Consider the following 20,375-nt stretch of genomic DNA (forward strand, 5'->3'; position numbering starts at 1 on the left):
TTTATAGGTCTTCTAAAAGTAGTAGATAAAGTCTTTTATTAGGAGCTCCGTAATTCATTAAATCTTTTTCTTGTTTAGGAGCGGTTTCTTTAAAGTTCTTGAGCGTTGTGATGTTTGTTGGGATGTGTCCTTGACTATTTTGCTTAATGCCCCTCAAACCTTCTCCAATGGATTCTACTATCTGACTAGTGCTTGCTAGAATGACATAAGTTTTAGGGAGTTCTGCTGGTTTAGTTTCTTTTATTTGTCTAGATGAAAAAAGAATGGCGCCATTATTTGAAATGATATATTCACATGTGCCTAAAAAGAACTCCCCATGAAAATTAGTAGGAGAGTAGTTTAAATTAAAACCTTCAAAGCGTTTTGTAAGTGGTTGATCAAAACAAAGCACGTCTTTTTCAAAATAATCATGTTCAACAAGAATGTCTTCAAAATGTTGCTGGATCTCCTTTTCATCAATAGCATAAAGAAATCTTCCTCCTTGATGCTGAAAGTTATGAATAAATTCTTCGTCTAACGGTGGTTTTTCATCGGGCATATATTTAGAACGCTCTTCATCATAGCCCATATTAGGTTCAGAATCAGAAGATTTCTTAAAAAATCGTTTAAATATACTCATTGCCTGTGCATAGCATTTTATTGAACAACCGTAAAGATAGTTACTTAAATCAATGCTAGCAAACTATTCTTCCTCATCAGTCTTTAAAGTTTCATTTAGAATTGGTCGAGTAGAGGATTTTAAGGATACCGCTTGCTCTTTGATAAAAGGGCGTTTTCCAAATATTTTTTCTAAATCATCTTTAAAAATCACCTCTTTTTCCAAAAGAATTTCAGCAAGTTGTGTTAATTTATCTTTATTTTCTTCTAGAATTTTTATAGCTCGATGATATTGTTGTTCAATAATCTTAGAAATTTCTTCATCGATAATAACCGCTGTTTGTTCACTATAAGGTTTAGTCATCGAATATTCCTGTTGACCGCTAGAATCATAATAGGTAATATTTCCTACTTTTTCATTAAGGCCATAAATGGTAACCATAGCACGAGCTTGCTTGGTAACTTTTTCAAGGTCACTTAACGCACCAGTAGAGATATTATTGAAGATCACTTTTTCTGCAGCTCGGCCTCCCATGGTGGCACACATCTCATCCAACATTTGCTCTGGACGCACGATTTGTCTTTCTTCAGGCAAGTACCATGCGGCACCCAAAGATTGTCCTCTAGGGACAATAGTTACTTTAATTAGAGGGGCAGCGTGTTCTGTCATCCAGCTTACAGTGGCATGACCAGCTTCATGATAAGCAATTGTTTTCTTTTCAGAAGGGGTGATTAATTTATTTTTTTTCTCAAGTCCCCCTACGATACGGTCTACTGCATCGAGGAAATCTTGTTTTCCTACTGCTTTTTTACCCTTTCTAGCGGCTATAAGAGCAGCTTCATTACAAACATTTGCAATATCGGCCCCAGAGAATCCAGGTGTTTGTTTTGCTAAGAATGCCGTTTCTAATTCGTTCTCTACCTTTTTTAAAGGTCTTAGGTGAACTTCAAAAATTTCCTCTCGTTCTCTTACGTCTGGCAAGTCGACATAGATTTGTCTGTCAAAACGTCCAGCACGCATCAATGCCTTGTCTAGTATATCGGCACGATTGGTTGCAGCTAGTACAATAACATTAGTATTGGTTCCAAAACCATCCATCTCGGTAAGCAGTTGGTTCAATGTATTTTCCCTCTCGTCATTAGAGCCAGACATGTTAGACTTTCCTCTTGCTCGTCCTATGGCGTCTATTTCATCGATAAAAATGATGGCAGGAGATTTTTCTTTTGCTTGTTTGAATAAATCACGTACTCGACTGGCACCTACACCCACAAACATTTCAACAAAGTCTGATCCACTCAAAGAGAAAAAAGGCACCTTTGCTTCTCCAGCAACAGCTTTTGCTAGGAGTGTTTTACCAGTCCCTGGAGAACCAACTAATAAGGCTCCTTTTGGTATCTTTCCACCTAATGAGGTATATTTTTCAGGATTTTTAAGAAAATCTACGATCTCTTGCACCTCTTCTTTTGCTCCTTCCAGTCCAGCAACATCTTTAAATGTGGTTTTAATATCAGTCTTTTGATCAAATAACTTTGCTTTTGACTTTCCGATATTAAAAATTTGACCGCCGCCACCGCCAGCTCCACCACCGCTCATGCGCTTCATTAAAAACAACCAAATACCAATTATGAATACAAAAGGAAGAATGGAAATTAATAAGTCGGTAAGACCTTCATCTTCTCTATCAAAAACAAGTCTTGTTTGTGGGCTCGAAGTATTAATAGCTTGTTTTAATTGCTCTTCAAAAGATGTTGCATCACCAAATTCTACCGTGTAGTTAGGTAATTTCACCCCGCTGAATGAAGGTGTTTTAGTACTAGGTTTGTATTTGGATAGGGCAAGAGCATCTTTAGTCATGTAAATTTGGGCTTCCCCTCTGTTACTTATAACTACGATACTGTCTACTTCTCGATTTTCAATAGCCTCAAAAAACTCGTTATAGGTTAGTTTTTTAGTCTGATTAAAGTTATTACTCAATAAATTATACCCTACAAAAAGTAAAGCAATAGGAACAACAATCCACCAAATACTAAATTTAGGTTTTCCTTGACCAGGCATTAGATTAGGCTTCCTTTTATCCTGTTGTTTATTATTTTTTTCTGACATCTTTTGTATGTGATCTTAATTAATAAGTACTTTCTATAGAGGTAAATTTTGCATCACCCCACAATTCTTCCAGGTCGTAATATTCTCTTATATGTTTTTGAAATACATGGACTACCACGTTCACATAGTCCATAAGAACCCACTCTGCTTGATCAGTGCCTTCTACGTGCCAAGCGTTTTCACGTAGTTGTTTACTGACATTTCTTTGCACGGAGTTTACAATAGCATTTACTTGCGTATTGGAAGTACCGTTGCATATAATGAAATAGCTGGTTACAGTGTTTTCTAATTCTCGTAAATCAAGTATGGTTATGTTATTTCCTTTTACATCCTCTATTCCAGTTATAATTTGTGTAATAAGCGAATCGGTAGAAACGGTATCTTTTATCATTAAATATTTTTTGTATTCACAAATTTATTCTTTTTTTGATCTAGGTTTATTAAATTACCTATAAACTAACGAATAAATCTTCATTTTGAACATAGTCAAATTACATGCCACTACATCTACCAATGAGGAGTTGAAATCTCGCTTTCGCGAAAGCGCATTGCCGCATCTAACCACCCTCTACACAATGGAACAAACTAATGGTAAAGGACAACAAGGAACGACATGGATTTCTGAAAAAGGTAAAAATCTGACGTTCAGTATTTTATTGACCGAAAATATACAAAATCTAACCCCTTTTTTAATAAATAAGCTACTGTCAGTCACTTTAGTGGAGTGGTTAAAAAAAGAATTACAAGTTCAAGCAACTATTAAATGGCCTAACGACATCTTGTCAGTTCATCACAAACTCGCTGGAATTCTTATTGAAAATAATTTTTCTGGAAAACTCTTAACCTCTTCGGTAGTGGGTATTGGCCTAAATGTAAATCAAGAAACTTTTGAAAATTTACCTAGAGCTATTTCTTTAAAGAATATAACAGGTAGCGCATTTGATTTAGAACGCTTGCTTATCGGTTTTTTAAACTTACTTCAAACCAATTTGCGCGACCCATTAAGAGTCACCCAAGAGTATCACAGGTATCTTTATAAATACAACCAGATGACTTCCTTTAAATCTTCAAAAGGATTTTTTCAGGGGATTGTTAAAGGCACTGATCCAGACGGAAAACTTTTATTACAAGTTAATGATCAGTTGAATGCCTTTGAACTTAAAGAGTTGGAATGGGTGTATTAGATCTTTTCTAATCCGTTAGCCAATTGTTCTAAAAATTTATTGATAGGTCCTTTGATCATCATGGCCATCATGGCATTGAACTCTCCATTAAATACTAATTGTGCTTCAGATCCACTTTCAGATTCACTAATGTCGCAAGTAAGCGTAAAAGCAAGTTTATCGCTTGTAGATCCTAACACCACTTGTGAATAAGGAGTCTTATCGGTCAGCGCTAGTGCTATTTCGGGCATTCCTTTAAGCCCAAAAAGGAACTTGTCTTCCCCTTTTAATTCAAACTTAGTGTCCTCCGGCATTAGGTTTTTAAAATTGTCTACCTGAATCAGGAAATTATATAATTCTTCAGGTTTTTTTTGTGTTTTTGCTACTCGACTTTCTAGATTCATAATATTGAATTAAACGTTCCAGTTGCTAGGATCTTTTCTCCAGCTTTTTAATAATTCTATTTGATCTTCCTTAAAATGACCAGCTTGAGTGGCTTGGTCGATAAGGTGGTCGTAGTCACTTAACGTAGTTAATTCCAAGTCGAACTTTTTAAAATTCTCTACAGCAAACTCAAAGCCATAAGAAAATAGCGCTAGCATACCTTTTACATCAGCGCCGGCTTCTTGAAGAGCGTCTACTGCATTAAGGCTGCTTTTACCAGTACTGATAAGGTCCTCAACAACCACAACTTTTTGTCCTTTATCTAAATGTCCTTCTATCTGATTCTGGCGGCCGTGATTTTTAGCCTCTGGCCTCACATAAATGAAAGGAAGGTTCATGAAGTCAGCAACTAGCATTCCTATTCCTATCGCCCCTGTTGCAACTCCAGCGATTACGTCTGGTTTGCCATAAAGCGCTTCAAGCTGCGTTGCTAGTTGTTCTTTTAAGAAATTTCTAACCTCTGGATAAGAGAGTGTTACTCGATTATCACAGTAAATAGGAGATTTCCATCCACTTGCCCATGTAAAAGGTTCTTGTGGTTGCAATTTTATTGCTTTAATTTGCAATAATAACTCAGCAGTTTTTATTGCTATTTTCTTATCTCTAACCATGGGGCAAATGTATAAAGTTTTTGTGAAAGAGGTTGCTATAATTGTTACCTCTGATAAAAACACTTTCAAAAATCATAATACCTTCAATATTAAAAAGGTAAACTTTAAAGAACTTGTTCAACAAATCGAAAATAAAGAAATCACTGATGTGGTTTTATATTCTAAAAATGAATCCAAGCTTTTAAAAAGACTTCATAAGCTATTGCCTATGGTTATTGCAGGTGGAGGCTTGGTGTTGAATCGAGATAATGATTTTCTTTTTATACACCGAAACGGAAAATGGGACTTGCCTAAAGGAAAAGCAGAAAACGGCGAGACCATAGAACAAACTTCTATACGAGAAGTAGAAGAAGAAACTGGAGTAAGGGGGCTTCAAATCACCGATTACTTAGGACATACCTATCACACTTTTTCTAGAAAAGGAAAACTTAAATTAAAGTTGACCCACTGGTTCATCATGGAAACAGACTTTCATAAAAAGCTGAAACCACAGAAGAAAGAAGGGATTGACAAAGCGGTATGGATCAATAAAGAAATGGCGATTTTGGCTTTAAAGGATTCTTATGCTAACATTAGAGAGCTTTTTCCAGACGACATGTTAGTTGATGATGTGCGATAGATCTAAATAATGAGTCAACTGGTAGGCATCTATCTCTACGATTACTGTTCGATTTAAAAAGTCAAATTCTCTAGGCAAATTCACTTTCTTGGACAGCCTCAAGTTTTTGGAAATTTCACTGTTAAATTGAAAAGCAAGACCGCTGCTTTCAAAGTCTTTAGGGTCAAATTGAAATGCCGTATTGCGTACGTGCTCTATAAATTTATTTTGTAAGTCCCCAGAGGGAATATCAGTTATAAGATTTGCCACGGCTTGTTGTAAGTTAGCATCAAAAATTATTTTCACATCCCCTTGTTTACTTTCTGGAATAAGATCGCTTAAATGAATTTCTTTCAACTCTGGTTTGAGGTAGGTCTTTAAAAGTCTTCCTTTTTCATTAGCTCGGGTATATTCTAATTCATAGCTGGTAAACTTTTCTACATCAGAAACAAAAACAGTAGTTACATCTAGAAGTCCTTCGTTCTTTTGCTCCCTACATACAACCTGCTCTCTTCTGCTGGTAAAGGTGTCAAAAAGATCTTTTAGCGGCGTTCCTTGGGCATAAGTAACATCTATAAAGTCTCTTGTTATCAGGCCCGTAATCGCATGATTTAGAACCTTATCGGCGGGCGTTTTTGAATTGAAATTAGGTATGGAATATGAATAATTCTTCCCGTTGCATGTGAGGTCTTTTTCTAAGAGCTCATAGGAAATGGAGCCCGCCACTTTTATCTCAGTGATTGGAGATTCATCAATTGTATTTTTTTTGTTTTGACAAGATACTAATATGATGCAACTAATAATTAATAGGATTTTATTCATTTTTTGTTCCATTTATAAATAGGGTAAGTTAAATGCGCTTTTTCATAGTTAGGACTGCGTTTATGGATCCAGTCCAGTTGTTGGTAATTACTTTCTCTAAAGTCTTTATTTGCTATTTTCAACGAGTCAAATTCTTTTTTCAAATCGTTGTCCTCACTTAAAATTTTTTGAGCAGTAGATTCAAAGACATAACTAGAAAAGCCCTCTTTTTGTTGAAGTATAGTGTCAAAATAATTCCATTTGAAAAAAGAGTCTTGTCCAGCAGGCTCAAGCGTTTCTATAATATATCGTATACCAGGTTGACGGGTTGGGATGATGATATCGCTTTCGCGAAAGCCTAATACTATAACCTCCTCTTCCACTTGTACATTAGAGTGAGGATAATGTCCTTCGTATGCACTTGTAGCAGTTTTATAGTTAGCAATCCGGTATTTTGTAACATTTAAAGTGGTGTCTTTTGGTAATAACTCCATCTGTATGTGATTGTGCCGCATCAATTCGATGATTTTCCATTGGCTTTGAGGTACTACATAATAATCTGGAATGGAAACACTATCGATTGCTTTGAAGTAATTTTGATAAGCTGTTTTTTTAGTAAAAGGTTGATTGCGATCATAAGTCATCAAGTTGTTTCCCGTCAATTCATTTTTACCAATGACCGCTTCATAACCTAAAAAGTTTAAGGTGTCGGCTATAGAATTATCAATGGAATAGTTCAATGCATAAGAGGTAGCAGCTTTATAAGCAGTAAAAGAATCAGCACGAGCTTGTTTGATTTCTGAAACGTTTTCAGAACCTATAACAATCATTTCTTCCATGATGGCTTGAGTGCCCAATACACGGTCTTTATAAGGCTTTAACATATGCGTTTCAACCATCATTCCTAGTGTGTTCCACAAACTGGTATAACCTGTAGAGTATCTCGGGTAATCCATAAATTGAGAAAAACCATTCTCAGGTGAAGAATTAAAAACATTTACATAGGGGGTAATGGCTAAGTCTCTTGCTGCAAGTCGATTTTCTAATTCTGGCTGTAGCTTTGAGTGAAGGTAATCGCCTGCCGCATTTCCCAACTTGTTGTGTTGTGTGAACAGGTGCGTTAGCGTGTATTGATAATCAGCTCCATTGCTCACGTGATTATCAATAAAAATATCTGGATTGATTTTGTGGTATATTTTATAAAATGCTAAGGCGTTGCGGGAGTCTGCCTTTATAAAGTCTCTATTCAAGTCATAATTACGTGCATTACCTCTAAAACCGTAGGATTCTGGACCGTTTTGATTGGTACGAGTGGAGGTATTGCGGTTTAAAGAACCCCCTACATTATAAATAGCAATAGCGCTAAAAATCAAATTATCAGGAGCGTTTACTTTCCCAGTAGCAAGATCTCTTAAGAGCATCAGGCTAGCATCTATACCGTCACTTTCTCCTGGGTGAATTCCGTTATTGATCAAAATTTTAATTTTGTCCTCGTTAGCACTGCTCCAGTCAATGGACTTTTTTGAAAAGCTGATAAGATGCAAAGGCTTTCCACTATCAGTAAGTCCTATCTCTTCTAATTGTATACTTGCAAAGTCTGCAGCTAACTTTTTATAAAAAGCAATAACTTCTTCATAGGTAGCCGTTTGATTTCCATTTCCATTTTCAAAAGGCGTAAGATATTCTTGAGCATCTTTAATAGCTTGAACAGCTTGCTCTTTACTATCCGTCCCACAAGAAAATAATAAAAAGGCAGTAACTAATAGGATAAAAAATTTGTTCATTTTATATGTTTAGGTTGCTGTACTTTATTCATTTATAGATAGCTCTTTGGTAATGTGAGCATCTTGCATTTCAAGAAGTCTTTGTTTCTATTAATAAGTTCAAACAGTTTAGCTTTTTAAAACTTTGGTTAATAGTGGAGTAGATTGATGAATAGAAAATCGTTCTTTTCTAACTTATAACTTATAACTTCTAACTTCCAATCTCTAAACTTTTTTTCTCCACCCTAAAGTAACCTATATCCTTACCGTATCAGGAACTAAACTGGTGTAATCACCATTGTTTCTGATCACATCTCTAACTATGGAAGAAGAAATATAACTTTTTCCTGAACTGGTGAGTAAAAATACGGTTTCAATTTCAGAGAGTTTTCTGTTGGTATGTGCGATAGCCTTTTCAAATTCAAAGTCGGCTGGATTGCGCAGGCCCCTAAGTATAAAGGCCGCATGTTGTTCTTTGCAAAACTCAATAGTCAACCCAGAATAGGTCATCACTTTTATTTTGTGGTTCTTACCAAAAGCTTCTTCTATAAAGCTTTTGCGATCTTCTAGGGAAAACATATATTTTTTATCGGCATTAATTCCTATAGCTATTATAATTTCATCAAAGAGCCCTAATCCTCTTTCTATAATATCATAGTGGCCTAAAGTTATAGGGTCAAAACTTCCTGGAAAAACGGCTCTTTTCATGAGTTGTGTTGTTTAATGGTGTTTTCAATAATTTGAGTGAATACATTTTTCATAGTACCTCCCGAAGCTTTAATTTGTTGAGGTATGATACTTTCCTCACTCATTCCTGGATTTGTGTTTACTTCAATAAAATGAGGAATATTATTGTGAAAAATAAAGTCGGCTCTGGCAAGACCTTTTAATTTCAAAACTTGATAAATACGTCTTGTAATTTCTTGAACTGCATTGGTGTGCTCTTTACTTATGCGTGCTGGAGTTATTTCTTGTGATTTACCTTGATATTTTGCTTCATAATCAAAGAAATCATTTTCGCTCACGATTTCCGTAGGTAATAATATTTTTATGTCCTTATCAATTTGATAAGCCCCTACAGACACTTCTACGCCATCGAGAAAGGACTCGATAATAATTTCATTGTCAACAGCAAAAGCATTTTCCAATGCCGCATCCATATCTTGAACTGTATAAACTTTAGAAACGCCAAAACTGCTGCCACTGCGATTAGCTTTTACAAAACAAGGCAAGCCTATGTTTCTTGCAATTACTTCGGCATCAATACGATCTCCTTGATTGAAGTACATATGTTTTGCGGTAGTAATGTTCCAAGGCTTAAGTATGGCGATACAATCTCTTTTATTAAAAGTGATGGCACTTTGATAATAATCGCAAGAGGTTTGTGGAATATGTAAAAGTTCTAGCATTGCTTGTAGGATGCCGTCCTCTCCAGGAGTTCCATGTATGGTATTGTAACAACAGTCAAAAGTGACTTTTTTGCCCTCTATAGATAAACTAAAGTCATTTTTATTAATTTCATGCCGCTTTCCAGCGGCGTCTTTGTAATACCAACCCTCTTTTAAAATAGCGACAGTATAGATATGATACAAGTCAGAATCGAGGTTTTCTGCAATGACAGCACCACTCTTCATGGATATTTCCCATTCGTGGGAATAGCCACCCATTAATACAGCAATGTTTTTCATAAGTTGATTTTTCGCTTAAGCGTAAACAACAAAGTTAGAAAAGTTGTCGTTCTAGGAACCTATTCTATCCTTATCTTTGCCGAATATATTAATGGTTTAAGAAAAACAGCAGTTTTTCACCTTAAAAAAACCTTTTAATTCTATGAATTTCTTCAGATTCATTTTTACTAAAACTTTTTGGGTTCAAGTAGTTATAGCTGCTGTGGTCACTATAGCCCTATGTTTTGCTTATTTATTTTGGCTGGATTGGTACACCAACCACGACCAGAAAATAAAAGTCCCTAATCTAGAAAAACTTTCGCTAACACAAGTAGACGAGCAGTTAGAAGTGTTGGATTTGCGCCGTAAAATCATCGATAGTGCGAGCTACAACCCTGCTTATAAGCCTAGAACAGTGATTGAGCAAGATCCACGAGCAGGTAAATTTGTAAAAGAAAACAGACAGATTTATATCAAATTAAACGCATCAGGTTACGGAAAAGTAACCGTACCTAACTTAATTTATAAAACCAGAAGACAAGCGATTCCTACCTTAGAAGCATTAGGATTTAAAATTGGACAGATCACTTATAAGCCTAATATTGCTGAAAACACCGTTTTAGAAATGCGTTATAAAGGGGCAACCTTGGTGCCAGGGTCACAACTGAGTAAAACATCTACCATAGATTTAGTATTAGCAGACGGTAATAACCCAGCAGCAATAGCACAACCTACAAATAATGAATAAAGAGTTGGACCAAGAAGACCTCGACGATCAAGAAAAACACGAGCATTATCATTTTGTAGCAAGTAGTGGGCAAGATCCACTACGTGTGGATAAATATTTAATGAATTTTATTGAGAATGCTACGCGTTCTAAAGTTCAGCAAGGTATTAAGGAGGGTGCTGTCACGGTTAATGGAGAAATTGTAAAATCCAACTACAAAGTAAAAGCTCACGATGATATCAGAGTGTCCTTTGACCATCCACCACACGAGTCACTATTGGTAGCAGAAGCTATATCTTTAGATATAATTTATGAAGATGACCATTTAGTCGTGGTCAATAAACCTGCGGGGATGGTTGTGCATCCTGGTCACGGAAATTATTCAGGAACCTTAATCAATGCATTGATTCATCATTTCGAAAACCTTCCTAACAACTCGAGCAATCGCCCTGGACTCGTTCATAGAATTGATAAAGATACTAGTGGTTTGCTAGTTGTCGCCAAAACGGAAGAAGCAATGGCCTATCTGTCTGCTCAATTTGCTGCCAAAACTAGTGAGAGAGAGTATATAGCCATCGTTTGGGGCAATTTTACAGAGCCTTCTGGAACCGTAGAGGGCAACATAGGGCGCCATCCTAAAAACCGCCTTCAAAACACCGTATGGTTAGATGACGATGCAGATAAAGGGAAGCCTGCCATAACTCATTATAAAGTAGAGGAAGATCTAGGTTATGTGACGGTTATAAGTTGTCGCTTAGAGACTGGGCGCACGCACCAGATACGAGTGCACATGAAGTATATAGGTCACACGCTTTTTAATGACGAGCGTTATGGTGGCGATAGAATTCTTAAAGGAACTAACTTTACTAAATACAAGCAATTTGTAGATAATTGCTTTAAAGTACTGCCTCGTCAGGCGTTGCATGCTAGAACTTTGGGCTTTGAGCATCCACATACTAAAGAATGGATGAGTTTTACCTGCGATGTGCCACAGGATATGGTAGAATGTATTGATAAGTGGCGTGTTTATGCTACTAATTCTAAAGATATGTAAGCAGGTCTTGAGACCGCTCGAGGCGAAAGCAAAATACCAAGTAATTTTACTCCTAGTTTTTATGAATGCTAATTTCATATGCCGGCGTCGCGAATAGGCATCTCGGTGCTTGTCAAGATCGAGAAAGTTCCTAGTGATATAAGCAACTTAACTAGATTTTGAGAGCAAGATTAGATTTTCGATAGTATTTTTACGATCAAAATACAGTCTATGAAAATCTTACTTTCTCCAGCAAAATCATTGGATTACGAAACTAAATTGCCTACCTCCAGAGGAACACAACCTTTATTTGCAGAAGATGCAGCGCAAATAAATGCAAAGTTAGAGCGTATGAGCAAAAAGGAAGTAGGGGAGTTGATGCATATTTCAGATCAGCTAGCTGATTTAAATTTCCAACGCTACAAGAATTTTCAAAAGGACTTTACCAACGAAAATGCACGACCTGCGATCTATGCTTTTGCAGGAGATGTCTACACAGGCTTAGACGCTTATAGTTTACCTACAACTATTTTAGATCATGCCCAAGACAGTATACGTATACTGTCGGGGATGTATGGTTATTTACGGCCGCTGGACTTGTTACAGCCTTACCGACTAGAAATGGGAACATCTTTACCTATTGGAAATAATAAAAACCTATATGAATATTGGAAAGATAAGATTACACCTGCCTTAAATAAGGAGATGAAAAAAGAGGAGTTACTAGTCAATTTAGCCAGTAACGAATACTTTAAAGCAATAGATAAAAAGAATCAGGAGGGAATATTAATCACTCCGGTTTTTAAAGATTATAAAAACGGCAAGCTTAAAGTGATCTCTTTCTTTGCTAAAAAAGCCCGTGGTAGTATGGCTAGGTATTTAATTGAGAATACAATCAATTCTTTAGAAGGGATTCAAGCCTTTGCTAAGGATGATTACCAATTTTCAGAACAAGAGACGGTCAACGAAAACGAGCCTGTCTTTGTAAGGTAAGACCTAACAAAATTTTGGAACTAGTGTAGCGTTTCATAGGTTTAAGTTTTATCTTTCGGCATGAAGGAAGAAAACGCTCATTTTTCTATTAAAGATTGGTCGCTCAATGATAGGCCAAGAGAGAAGCTTTTGCACAAAGGCAGTTCTTCACTTTCTGAAGCAGAATTAATCGCAATTTTAATAGGGAGCGGTACCCATAAAATGAGTGCCGTGGCGTTAAGTCGCATCATTATAAGCGATTCTCAAAATTCATTAGATGTTTTAGGAAAAAAGAGCCTGAAGGAACTCATGAAATACAAAGGGATAGGAGAGGCGAAAGCCATTAGCATTCTGGCAGCAATGGAATTAGGTAAACGCCGTGCTATGGAAATGCCAGCAATACTCCCCAAAATCACATCCAGTACCGATGCTTTTAGAATAATGCAACCTATAATCGGAGATTTGCCTCATGAAGAGTTTTGGGTCTTGCTGCTAGACAACGCTCACAAAGTGTTGGAGAAAAAGAACATCAGCATAGGCGGTATTACCGGCACGCTAGTAGATACTCGACTGGTATTCAAAAAGGCTCTAGAAGCAGGTGCAGTGGCTATGGTATTAACACACAATCATCCCAGTGGTTCTTTACAGCCTAGTGTTCAAGATCAATCCCTTACTCATAAATTAGTAGCAGCAGGTAAATTACTTGATATTAAAATACTCGACCATTTAATTATAACACAACAAAGCTATTTTAGTTTTGCAGACGAAGGACAGCTATCATGATCTTAATTTACTGTGCTACCATCACTTCTAGGAAAGAGTATATCTTCAAACATGTGTTTCGTCGGTTGATGGTACATGATTTTAGATGTACCTCATCGGTGAGTGAGTTTGTTAGTCATTCGGGTGTAAAATTTAGTTATGGGCCTAAACCATTAGGAGAGGAGTTATTTATTTGGTCTTATGGTCTCCTCGATGAAATTGGTATCGACAATCACGACATTGAATTTCATTTGTGGGAGGAGCTTCCAATCTTTTTCAAGGCTCCAGAGCGCAGTGACATACCCTTTGATATTTTTTCGGCCGCCTTTTATTTAATCACCAGATATGAAGAATATTTACCACAGGTAAAAGACGACTTAGGCAGGTATAGTGCTAAAGAAAGTACTGCTGTTAAAGGAGGGTTTATTTTAATGCCCTTGGTAGATCTGTGGGTGAGAAAATTACTCATTCTTTTAAACAGGAATTTTGATACGAGCATTAAACGGGAATTGCAGCTCAAAACTACCGTAACTATTGAGGTATCTTCGTTTTTTAAGTATCAAGGACGCGGTGTGATCGATAACGCCATCATGTTATACGGCCATATCAAACGATTTAAAGTGCGCTACTTATGGAATCAGATCTTAGTTCTTTTAGGTTTAAAAATGGATCCTTATAACAATTATCAGTATTTGATTCATTCCATGAGAGCTAGATGGAAACATGGGAGGAAAACATTTAAAGCAACAGAACATATGATCTTTTTCTTTCACCTAGGAAGATACAACCTTACCGATAATGGTATAAGTCATAGGTCCATAAAGTATAGAGAAGCAATAAAAGAAATAGGGGATTATGTCGATATAGGGTTGCGGTATACTTTTTTTTGTGATGATAATGAAGTGAAGGCACAAGGGAAGAAGTTTGAACAAATATCGAATAGGCCACTGAGTAAAACTATGGCAGCTTACTCTAAGATTGCTACTCCAGGACATTACAAACGACTGGTAGATTTAGAAAAATTAGAAGATTACAGTATGGGTTACGAAACCATGCCTGGTTTTAGAGCAAGTACCAGTCATCCATTTTACTTTTATGACCTGGATTATGAAGTGCAAACTCCATTGCTTATTTATTCTTATGCCTTGCATTACAAAAGCATTTCTAGCAATATGCTCAATGGTCAGAAACAAATAGTACAACAATTAAAAAGAAGAGTAGAAGAGGTGTCAGGCCATTTTATAGTCATGTATGATTATGCTCAATTTGAGCAAGGTTTAAAAAGTCATGCGACTACCATCTTAGAATATATATATGACAAAGAAGTTTAACAATATAGAACACATCTTTTTTGATTTAGATCACACCCTTTGGGATTTTGATCTGAATAGTAAGTTGGCCTATAAACAGATATTTGAAGAGCATCAACTCACTTTAGAGCTGGATAAGTTCATTGAAATTTATGAACCATTGAATTTGCAGTTTTGGCGCATGTTTAGGGAGAATAAGATTTCTAAGGAAAACTTGCGATATCAAAGGTTAAAAACTGCTTTTGACACTTGTAATTATGCTGTAGAAGACGAGAAAATCCATCTCTTTGCAGATTTATATATGGAGTACCTCCCCAAATACAACCACCTTTTTGAGGGGTGTTTGGAGCTGTTAGATCAGCTTCATGGCACTTACCGACTTCACTTGATTACTAATGGATTTAATGGTGTCCAGCAAAATAAAATCAAGAACTCTGGCTTAGAGAAGTATTTTGATGTAGTCTTAACTGCCGAAGCAGCAGGAATGAAGAAACCGGCACCAGAAATTTTTCATAAAGCCCTGCAAATGGCTGATGCAAAAGTGGCAAATAGTCTGATGATAGGAGACAGCTATGAGGCCGATATCAAAGGAGCCCAAAGTATCGGGCTATCCACGATCTGGTTTCAAATAAAAGATGAGGTAGTTCCAGAAGATGAAATATGTGTGCGCCACCTTAGGGATATCTACCCCTTATTGTCATAGTCGTAATGGCCTTTCCATCGTTTTTGTAAAAATTCCTTTTGTGCATTTTCTCTAGGGTTATTGCCAGGTTCGTAGATTATTGTTTTACTGATCTCAGCGGGTAAAAAATCGTAGTGCGCAAAATTTCCAGGATGATCGTGTGCATATTTGTACTCTTCACCATATCCCAACTCCTGCATAAGCTTTGTAGGCGCGTTTCTTAGCCCTAATGGTATGGACAGGTCTCCAGTTTCTTTTACGAGCCGCTGTGCATTGCCTATGGCTATATAACTCGCATTACTTTTTAAAGAAGTCGCTAGATAAATAGCGCACTGACTTAAAATAATACGCGATTCGGGGTAACCAATGGTAGCAACCGCTTGAAAGGTATTGTTTGCCATGACAAGAGCCGTAGGATTTGCGTTTCCTATATCTTCAGATGCCAATATCAACATTCTACGGGCTATGAATTTTAAGTCCTCACCTCCTTCAATCATTCTAGCCAGCCAGTAAACACTGGCGTTGGGATCGCTGCCTCGTATGGACTTGATAAAAGCACTGATGATGTCGTAATGTTGCTCTCCAGTTTTATCGTATCGTGCCGGATTAGCCTGTACTTGTGAGAATACCAGCTTATTGGTGATGATTATTTTATCGGTGGTTTGAGAATTCACTACCAGTTCAAAAACATTTAATAGTTTGCGTGCATCACCACCGCTTATTCTTATGAGTGCTTCTGTTTCTTGAATGTCAATATCTTTTTTAGATAAGACTTCATCCATTTCAATAGCTCTACGCAGTAAGTTTTCTAAGTCCGCTTTCGCGAAAGCGTCTAATACATATACCTGACAACGAGATAAAAGTGCCGGGATAACCTCAAAACTTGGATTCTCTGTCGTGGCGCCTATGAGAGTTACCCAGCCTTTTTCTACAGCCCCCAAAAGGGAATCTTGTTGCGATTTACTGAACCTATGGATCTCATCAATAAACAATATCGGATTCTTTGCTGTAAATAGGCCTCCTGAATTCTTTGCTTTCTCGATCACCTCACGTATGTCTTTGACACCGCTGTTGATCGCACTAAGGGAGTAGAAAGGGCGTTTGCTCTGTTGGGCAATAATGTTAGCAAGAGTTGTTTTTCCAGTTCCTGGTGGGCCCCACAAGATCAGGGATGGAGTGGTACCATTTAGAATATGTTGTCTCAAGCTACCTTTGTCGCCTACAAGATGTTGTTGGCTCAAATACTCATCGAGATTAGTAGGTCGGATGCGTTCTGCTAGTGGTGTGTATTGCATAGGGCTAAATTAAAGGTTCTTTTTCTTAGGTCCAATTTAAGTTCCTGTCATTTGCACTGATGTCATGACAGGATTTCGTTTATTTGTAGTGGCTTATTATTTGATACCTACTTACTAATGAAAGATTCAGAATATTTTAAGTTTGATGGGTTTACCGTTGTGCCGGCGGTGATCTTTGTCTTTGTAATGTGGCTGGTGTACTGGCTAGAAGTGAAATTTCACTTTAGATTTACGGACAATGGGATACGTCCCCAGCAATTTTCTGGTCTACAAGGAGTCTTTTTTAGTCCTTTTATACATTCTGGATTAAATCATTTATGGAGTAATTCGCTTCCTTGTTTTATTCTTATTATGGCACTTAGCTTTTTTTATAGAAGAGTGAGTTTATGGGTATTGGTGGGAGGAATGTTGTTAACTGGAGTTTTCACTTGGTTTTTAGGAAGGCCTTCTTACCATATAGGAGCCAGTGGGGTGGTGTATATGTTGACGGCCTTTTTGTTTTTTAAAGGGGTGTTTACAGGTCATTATAAATTACTCTCCTTAAGTTTTTTAGTAGCTTTCTTTTACGGTAGTTTGATTTGGTATGTCTTGCCCATTAAAGAAGGTATTTCTTGGGAGGGTCATTTAAGTGGTGCCATTGCAGGTTTGTTTCTCGCTATAGTCACTCGCAATAAGCTTCCTGAAAAGAGAAAGTATGTTTGGGAAAGTGAGCAGTATAAAGAAGAGGAAGATCCATTTATGCGTCATTTTGACGAGAATGGTAACTTTATTGAATCTATAGATGAAGAGGAGTAGGTGCGCTACAACTTTTGTCGTACGACTTCATAAAGCATAGCTCCACAAGCAACCGATACATTAAGAGAAGCAATATCACCTTGCATAGGAAGTTTCACTATGTGGTCGAGCGTTTTCAAAGTAGAAGGGTTGATACCTCGGTCTTCACTACCCATTACAAGAGCAAGGGGAATGTTTAAATCGATATCGTACAACAACTGTGTAGCTTTTTCACTAGCTCCAGCGGTTTGTATTCCATAGGCTTGTAAAAGAAAAACAGCATCTTTGATGTGGTTTACCTTACAAATAGGCATGTTAAAAACGGCACCAGCACTTGTTTTGATTGTTGCCGCATTTACAGGGGCACTTCCTTTTTCGGATACAATAATGGCTTTTACACCTGTGCACTCAGCAGTTCGTATAATAGCACCAAAGTTACGTACATCTGTTATTCCGTCAAGTAACAAGAAAAGCGGATTCGTTTCTAGATCGGTATTTTCAAGAATGCTTTCTAGATCATGAAAATCTACAGGAGATATACTCGCTGCAGCTCCTTGGTGATTCCCTCCTTTGGCAATATGGTCTAGTTTTTCACTAGGAACATAAGAAACGGCAATGTTATTTTTACGTGCGGTGTTTTGAAGTTGGTGCATTAAAACCCCGTCAGCTTCTTTAAGAAGGTAGATTTTAGAAATTTCTTTATCGCTTTCTATGGCTTCAATGATTGCTCTGATCCCGTAAATGTATGTAGTCTTTTCCATGTTGCAAATGTAGGTGTAATTAGTTGAGTTTAGCGCAAAAAAAAACCCAAGCCTAAGCTTGGGTTTTAAATTTTTGTGAGAAATCAATAATTATTGATTCACACAGAATGATCTACTTTGAGAAGCTCCAAAGCTACCACCACCTGAGGCAAATGTCAATATAGAACAAGTGATTTCATAGTTTCCAGTTACCGTACCGTCTACTTGGCCATCTCCATAAGAGTCAGTAATTGTAGCAGTATAACATCCGTCAGCTAAGAAAACATCAGCTGTGAAAGTTTGCACCCCTCTAGCCAATGCAGGCATCGTGTAAACCACGTTTCCTGTTGCATCGTCAGTAATGGAAAAACCAGTTTCATCAGCCCACAAATCCGTATTGATAGTAAATGTAGCATCGTTACAAACCACTGCTTTGAAGTATTCGATTTCTAATACAGTACCAAACACATCAGTAGTTTCACTTGTTGCTTTAATAGAAAAGCTGTCAGTTTCACCATCTGCTAGGTTGATAGCATTAAAATCAAAGTCTACAGTTGCAGTCCCTTCATAAGAATTGGCAGGTACGTTGATGCTACCTAAAGTAACACCACCTGCTGCAGGAGCATCTCCTACATATTGTAGTCCAAAAGTTCTTGCCTCACTAGATGGTGACGTTATAGTCACAGCAAATGTTTCGGAAGATCCAGTATCTGGAACAGAAACTTGTGCAGAGCTTTCATTCAAACCTACAGCTGTTCCTTCGTACACAACTGCATCATACTCACAACTAGTAAATAGGATTGATGCAACTATGCTAAATGTTATAAATATTTTTTTCATTTTAATACGTATTAAATTTATTAATATCCAGGATTTTGTTGAGCTCTCAACGCTGGGTTTCCGTTAAATTCCGCTAGTGGCAATGGCCATGTAAATCTATCATCATTGATAGCAATGGTACAAGCTCCGAATGGAGTACAGTCTCCTGCATCTCTATCAACGGTTCTATTTCCTTTAGCTCCTAACCTTCTAAGGTCTTTATATCGATGACCTTCAAAAGCAAACTCTAATCTTCTTTCATCAAGAATTCCACCAAAAGCCTCAGATTGACTTCCGTAAGAAGGTGCCGTTTGATCTGAACCAAAACGAGCATCTCTTATTTGATCAACAAATCCTGCTGCACCAGCTGGATCATTAGCCTGAGCTCTTGCTTCTGCAAGAATAAGAACCATCTCAGAAGATCTCAATATCTTGTGATCATTCATAAGAGGTCTACCTTGTGAACCTCTGTATTTGTTGACGGTGTACACATTACGTCCTGCCGCAGGCAATGGTTCGTAAGCTTCCGCATTCACTCCTCTTCTTACATCATTTGCGTCAAATGCATTGTACAATGCGGTAGCCACTTCGTAATAAGGAGATCCAGTAACACCAGGTCCAGTAAAGGCGTATTTGGCTCCAGCCCATCCACCGTTGGAGGAATCACCAGTATTGCCTTGTCCATCAAAAGCATCATTGATCGTTCTTTCTAACTTCATGATCACTTCAGAATTGTCCGTATCTCTAAATACGTTTTCATAGGCTACTGTCCCAGCAAGTGGGTAGCTATTAGCTAATGATTGAGCTATTGGAGCAGCGGTAGCATAATCTTCACGATATGCAGCAGCTCGAGCTTTTAATGCTCTAGCAGCGTCTTTACTAAAAAATATAGTACCTGAATTTGCAGAAATCAACGATACTGCTGTATCCAAGTCGTTATAGATTAAGGAAAAAGTATCACCAGTAGTGCTTCTAAGAGCTGTATAATCAGTTCCCGTTACAAAATCTACAACAGGCACACCTAAAGATGCGTCATCTGACATATCAACTATATAAAGACTTGCTAGTTGAAGGTGCTGCCATGCTCTTATTGCGTGAGCTTGACCAACAATATTATCTCTTCTAGCTTCATCTCCAGTTGCGTCAACACTATTTGCAGCTTCAATCACTAAATTGGCTCTTCTGATGCTTGAATAATTGTTTCTCCATACGTTAGAAGGACCAGAGTTATTAGAGGCAAGGTTAAATCGATATAATGATTGACCTTGTCCACCACTATCATATCCAATTCTTATTTCATCAGTAAAAACTGAAGTAAAGTGCATTTCTGCAGTAACAAACATGCCTGTATAGGCGTTTATTAGGGCGTCTTCCATGTCATCTACCGACTGTATAGCCGAAGATGCATCAAGTACACCAGGTTGTCTAATATCAGTTGCATCCTCACAGCTAAAAACTAAGCTGGCCAATGCTAAACCAAAAACTATTTTAATATTTTTCATCATTATTTTTT

22 protein-coding genes are annotated in these 20,375 nt (G+C 37.3%); 9 read left to right on the forward strand and 13 right to left on the reverse strand.

Annotated elements, in window-relative coordinates; all coding sequences use genetic code 11:
- Window position 1 precedes the first annotated feature (1 nt).
- The 3 genes from KG732_RS05755 to rsfS all read right to left on the reverse strand — a co-directional run bounded on the left by KG732_RS05755 (window position 2) and on the right by rsfS (window position 3,092).
- Window positions 2-619 carry an LUD domain-containing protein gene (locus KG732_RS05755; RefSeq protein ID WP_213521510.1) on the reverse strand — a complete coding sequence of 206 codons (618 nt, stop codon included), beginning with the start codon at window positions 617-619 and terminating at the stop codon, window positions 2-4.
- A gap of 63 nt (window positions 620-682) precedes the next feature.
- The gene (gene ftsH / locus KG732_RS05760) at window positions 683-2,653 is read right to left on the reverse strand and encodes an ATP-dependent zinc metalloprotease FtsH (protein WP_300980361.1); all 1,971 of its coding nucleotides are present in this window, start codon (window positions 2,651-2,653) and stop codon (window positions 683-685) included.
- Between the two features lie 67 nt (window positions 2,654-2,720).
- Window positions 2,721-3,092: a ribosome silencing factor gene (gene rsfS / locus KG732_RS05765; protein ID WP_213521512.1), complete on the reverse strand. Its 372-nt coding sequence runs from the start codon at window positions 3,090-3,092 to the stop codon at window positions 2,721-2,723.
- An 85-nt stretch (window positions 3,093-3,177) separates the two neighbouring features.
- Between rsfS and KG732_RS05770 the strand changes: the two genes are divergently transcribed.
- On the forward strand, window positions 3,178-3,885 hold the full coding sequence (locus KG732_RS05770) for a biotin--[acetyl-CoA-carboxylase] ligase (RefSeq protein WP_300980336.1): 708 nt from the start codon (window positions 3,178-3,180) through the stop codon (window positions 3,883-3,885).
- On the opposite strand, the gene KG732_RS05775 is transcribed toward KG732_RS05770, so the two are convergent.
- Window positions 3,882-4,268 carry an SRPBCC family protein gene (locus KG732_RS05775; RefSeq protein WP_213521513.1) on the reverse strand — a complete coding sequence of 129 codons (387 nt, stop codon included), beginning with the start codon at window positions 4,266-4,268 and terminating at the stop codon, window positions 3,882-3,884. The two genes, KG732_RS05770 and KG732_RS05775, sit on opposite strands and share 4 nt — an antisense overlap.
- 9 nt (window positions 4,269-4,277) lie before the next feature.
- Window positions 4,278-4,919 (reverse strand): orotate phosphoribosyltransferase, encoded by a 642-nt coding sequence (gene pyrE / locus KG732_RS05780; RefSeq protein ID WP_213521514.1) that lies wholly within the window; start codon window positions 4,917-4,919, stop codon window positions 4,278-4,280.
- 7 nt (window positions 4,920-4,926) lie between these two features.
- Here pyrE and KG732_RS05785 point away from each other — a divergent pair, with 7 nt between their 5' ends.
- The gene (locus KG732_RS05785; protein WP_366508895.1) at window positions 4,927-5,538 is read left to right on the forward strand and encodes an NUDIX hydrolase; all 612 of its coding nucleotides are present in this window, start codon (window positions 4,927-4,929) and stop codon (window positions 5,536-5,538) included.
- Here the strand turns inward: KG732_RS05785 and KG732_RS05790 are convergent.
- From KG732_RS05790 to KG732_RS05805, 4 genes are all read right to left on the reverse strand, one after another.
- A complete protein-coding gene (locus tag KG732_RS05790) occupies window positions 5,518-6,339 on the reverse strand; it encodes a hypothetical protein (protein ID WP_213521516.1) in 822 nt (273 codons plus the stop codon). The two genes, KG732_RS05785 and KG732_RS05790, sit on opposite strands and share 21 nt — an antisense overlap.
- Window positions 6,336-8,102, reverse strand: coding sequence for a M14 family metallopeptidase (locus KG732_RS05795; protein ID WP_213521517.1), 1,767 nt, complete (start codon window positions 8,100-8,102; stop codon window positions 6,336-6,338). The genes KG732_RS05790 and KG732_RS05795 overlap by 4 nt, the downstream gene beginning before the upstream one ends.
- A 234-nt stretch (window positions 8,103-8,336) precedes the next feature.
- Window positions 8,337-8,789, reverse strand: coding sequence for a pantetheine-phosphate adenylyltransferase (gene coaD / locus KG732_RS05800; protein WP_213521518.1), 453 nt, complete (start codon window positions 8,787-8,789; stop codon window positions 8,337-8,339).
- Window positions 8,786-9,769 (reverse strand): D-alanine--D-alanine ligase, encoded by a 984-nt coding sequence (locus KG732_RS05805; protein ID WP_213521519.1) that lies wholly within the window; start codon window positions 9,767-9,769, stop codon window positions 8,786-8,788. Before KG732_RS05805 ends, coaD begins: the two co-directional genes overlap by 4 nt.
- 142 nt (window positions 9,770-9,911) lie before the next feature.
- Here KG732_RS05805 and KG732_RS05810 point away from each other — a divergent pair, with 142 nt between their 5' ends.
- From KG732_RS05810 to KG732_RS05835, 6 genes are all read left to right on the forward strand, one after another.
- Complete coding sequence (locus KG732_RS05810) at window positions 9,912-10,496, forward strand: PASTA domain-containing protein (protein ID WP_213521520.1); 585 nt, start codon at window positions 9,912-9,914, stop codon at window positions 10,494-10,496.
- A complete protein-coding gene (locus KG732_RS05815; protein ID WP_213521521.1) occupies window positions 10,489-11,529 on the forward strand; it encodes an RluA family pseudouridine synthase in 1,041 nt (346 codons plus the stop codon). The genes KG732_RS05810 and KG732_RS05815 overlap by 8 nt, the downstream gene beginning before the upstream one ends.
- 210 nt (window positions 11,530-11,739) lie before the next feature.
- Complete coding sequence (yaaA, locus tag KG732_RS05820; RefSeq protein WP_213521522.1) at window positions 11,740-12,501, forward strand: peroxide stress protein YaaA; 762 nt, start codon at window positions 11,740-11,742, stop codon at window positions 12,499-12,501.
- Between the two features lie 60 nt (window positions 12,502-12,561).
- Window positions 12,562-13,263: a DNA repair protein RadC gene (gene radC / locus KG732_RS05825; RefSeq protein WP_213521523.1), complete on the forward strand. Its 702-nt coding sequence runs from the start codon at window positions 12,562-12,564 to the stop codon at window positions 13,261-13,263.
- Window positions 13,260-14,573 carry a hypothetical protein gene (locus KG732_RS05830; RefSeq protein ID WP_300980338.1) on the forward strand — a complete coding sequence of 438 codons (1,314 nt, stop codon included), beginning with the start codon at window positions 13,260-13,262 and terminating at the stop codon, window positions 14,571-14,573. Before radC ends, KG732_RS05830 begins: the two co-directional genes overlap by 4 nt.
- Complete coding sequence (locus KG732_RS05835) at window positions 14,557-15,255, forward strand: YjjG family noncanonical pyrimidine nucleotidase (RefSeq protein ID WP_213521524.1); 699 nt, start codon at window positions 14,557-14,559, stop codon at window positions 15,253-15,255. Before KG732_RS05830 ends, KG732_RS05835 begins: the two co-directional genes overlap by 17 nt.
- On the opposite strand, the gene KG732_RS05840 is transcribed toward KG732_RS05835, so the two are convergent.
- Window positions 15,237-16,529 carry a replication-associated recombination protein A gene (locus KG732_RS05840; protein WP_213521525.1) on the reverse strand — a complete coding sequence of 431 codons (1,293 nt, stop codon included), beginning with the start codon at window positions 16,527-16,529 and terminating at the stop codon, window positions 15,237-15,239. The genes KG732_RS05835 and KG732_RS05840 overlap by 19 nt on opposite strands.
- A 117-nt stretch (window positions 16,530-16,646) precedes the next feature.
- On the opposite strand from KG732_RS05840, the gene KG732_RS05845 reads away from it, so the two are divergent.
- Entirely contained in the window at window positions 16,647-17,324 is a 678-nt protein-coding gene (locus KG732_RS05845) for a rhomboid family intramembrane serine protease (RefSeq protein ID WP_300980340.1), read from the forward strand.
- Between the two features lie 5 nt (window positions 17,325-17,329).
- Here KG732_RS05845 and rlmB read toward each other — a convergent pair whose 3' ends face one another.
- From rlmB to KG732_RS05860, 3 genes are all read right to left on the reverse strand, one after another.
- Entirely contained in the window at window positions 17,330-18,064 is a 735-nt protein-coding gene (rlmB, locus tag KG732_RS05850) for a 23S rRNA (guanosine(2251)-2'-O)-methyltransferase RlmB (protein ID WP_213521526.1), read from the reverse strand.
- Between the two features lie 90 nt (window positions 18,065-18,154).
- Window positions 18,155-18,883: a hypothetical protein gene (locus KG732_RS05855; RefSeq protein ID WP_213521527.1), complete on the reverse strand. Its 729-nt coding sequence runs from the start codon at window positions 18,881-18,883 to the stop codon at window positions 18,155-18,157.
- 20 nt (window positions 18,884-18,903) lie between these two features.
- On the reverse strand, window positions 18,904-20,367 hold the full coding sequence (locus KG732_RS05860; protein WP_213521528.1) for a RagB/SusD family nutrient uptake outer membrane protein: 1,464 nt from the start codon (window positions 20,365-20,367) through the stop codon (window positions 18,904-18,906).
- Window positions 20,368-20,375: the final 8 nt, after the last annotated feature.

Origin of the sequence: Nonlabens sp. (assembly GCF_018401815.1) — a bacterium.
In the GTDB taxonomy this organism is placed as follows: domain Bacteria; phylum Bacteroidota; class Bacteroidia; order Flavobacteriales; family Flavobacteriaceae; genus Nonlabens.

Bases quoted from the DNA above. Each gene is read 5' to 3' on its own strand.
- KG732_RS05755 (WP_213521510.1), bottom strand. From the start codon at position 619: ATGAGTATATTTAAACGATTTTTTAAGAAATCTTCTGATTCTGAACCT.
- ftsH (WP_300980361.1), bottom strand. From the start codon at position 2,653: ATGCCTGGTCAAGGAAAACCTAAATTTAGTATTTGGTGGATTGTTGTT.
- rsfS (WP_213521512.1), bottom strand. From the start codon at position 3,092: ATGATAAAAGATACCGTTTCTACCGATTCGCTTATTACACAAATTATA.
- KG732_RS05775 (WP_213521513.1), bottom strand. From the start codon at position 4,268: ATGAATCTAGAAAGTCGAGTAGCAAAAACACAAAAAAAACCTGAAGAA.
- pyrE (WP_213521514.1), bottom strand. From the start codon at position 4,919: ATGGTTAGAGATAAGAAAATAGCAATAAAAACTGCTGAGTTATTATTG.
- KG732_RS05785 (WP_366508895.1), top strand. From the start codon at position 4,927: ATGTATAAAGTTTTTGTGAAAGAGGTTGCTATAATTGTTACCTCTGAT.
- KG732_RS05790 (WP_213521516.1), bottom strand. From the start codon at position 6,339: ATGAATAAAATCCTATTAATTATTAGTTGCATCATATTAGTATCTTGT.
- KG732_RS05795 (WP_213521517.1), bottom strand. From the start codon at position 8,102: ATGAACAAATTTTTTATCCTATTAGTTACTGCCTTTTTATTATTTTCT.
- coaD (WP_213521518.1), bottom strand. From the start codon at position 8,789: ATGAAAAGAGCCGTTTTTCCAGGAAGTTTTGACCCTATAACTTTAGGC.
- KG732_RS05805 (WP_213521519.1), bottom strand. From the start codon at position 9,769: ATGAAAAACATTGCTGTATTAATGGGTGGCTATTCCCACGAATGGGAA.
- KG732_RS05810 (WP_213521520.1), top strand. From the start codon at position 9,912: ATGAATTTCTTCAGATTCATTTTTACTAAAACTTTTTGGGTTCAAGTA.
- KG732_RS05815 (WP_213521521.1), top strand. From the start codon at position 10,489: ATGAATAAAGAGTTGGACCAAGAAGACCTCGACGATCAAGAAAAACAC.
- yaaA (WP_213521522.1), top strand. From the start codon at position 11,740: ATGAAAATCTTACTTTCTCCAGCAAAATCATTGGATTACGAAACTAAA.
- radC (WP_213521523.1), top strand. From the start codon at position 12,562: ATGAAGGAAGAAAACGCTCATTTTTCTATTAAAGATTGGTCGCTCAAT.
- KG732_RS05830 (WP_300980338.1), top strand. From the start codon at position 13,260: ATGATCTTAATTTACTGTGCTACCATCACTTCTAGGAAAGAGTATATC.
- KG732_RS05835 (WP_213521524.1), top strand. From the start codon at position 14,557: ATGACAAAGAAGTTTAACAATATAGAACACATCTTTTTTGATTTAGAT.
- KG732_RS05840 (WP_213521525.1), bottom strand. From the start codon at position 16,529: ATGCAATACACACCACTAGCAGAACGCATCCGACCTACTAATCTCGAT.
- KG732_RS05845 (WP_300980340.1), top strand. From the start codon at position 16,647: ATGAAAGATTCAGAATATTTTAAGTTTGATGGGTTTACCGTTGTGCCG.
- rlmB (WP_213521526.1), bottom strand. From the start codon at position 18,064: ATGGAAAAGACTACATACATTTACGGGATCAGAGCAATCATTGAAGCC.
- KG732_RS05855 (WP_213521527.1), bottom strand. From the start codon at position 18,883: ATGAAAAAAATATTTATAACATTTAGCATAGTTGCATCAATCCTATTT.
- KG732_RS05860 (WP_213521528.1), bottom strand. From the start codon at position 20,367: ATGATGAAAAATATTAAAATAGTTTTTGGTTTAGCATTGGCCAGCTTA.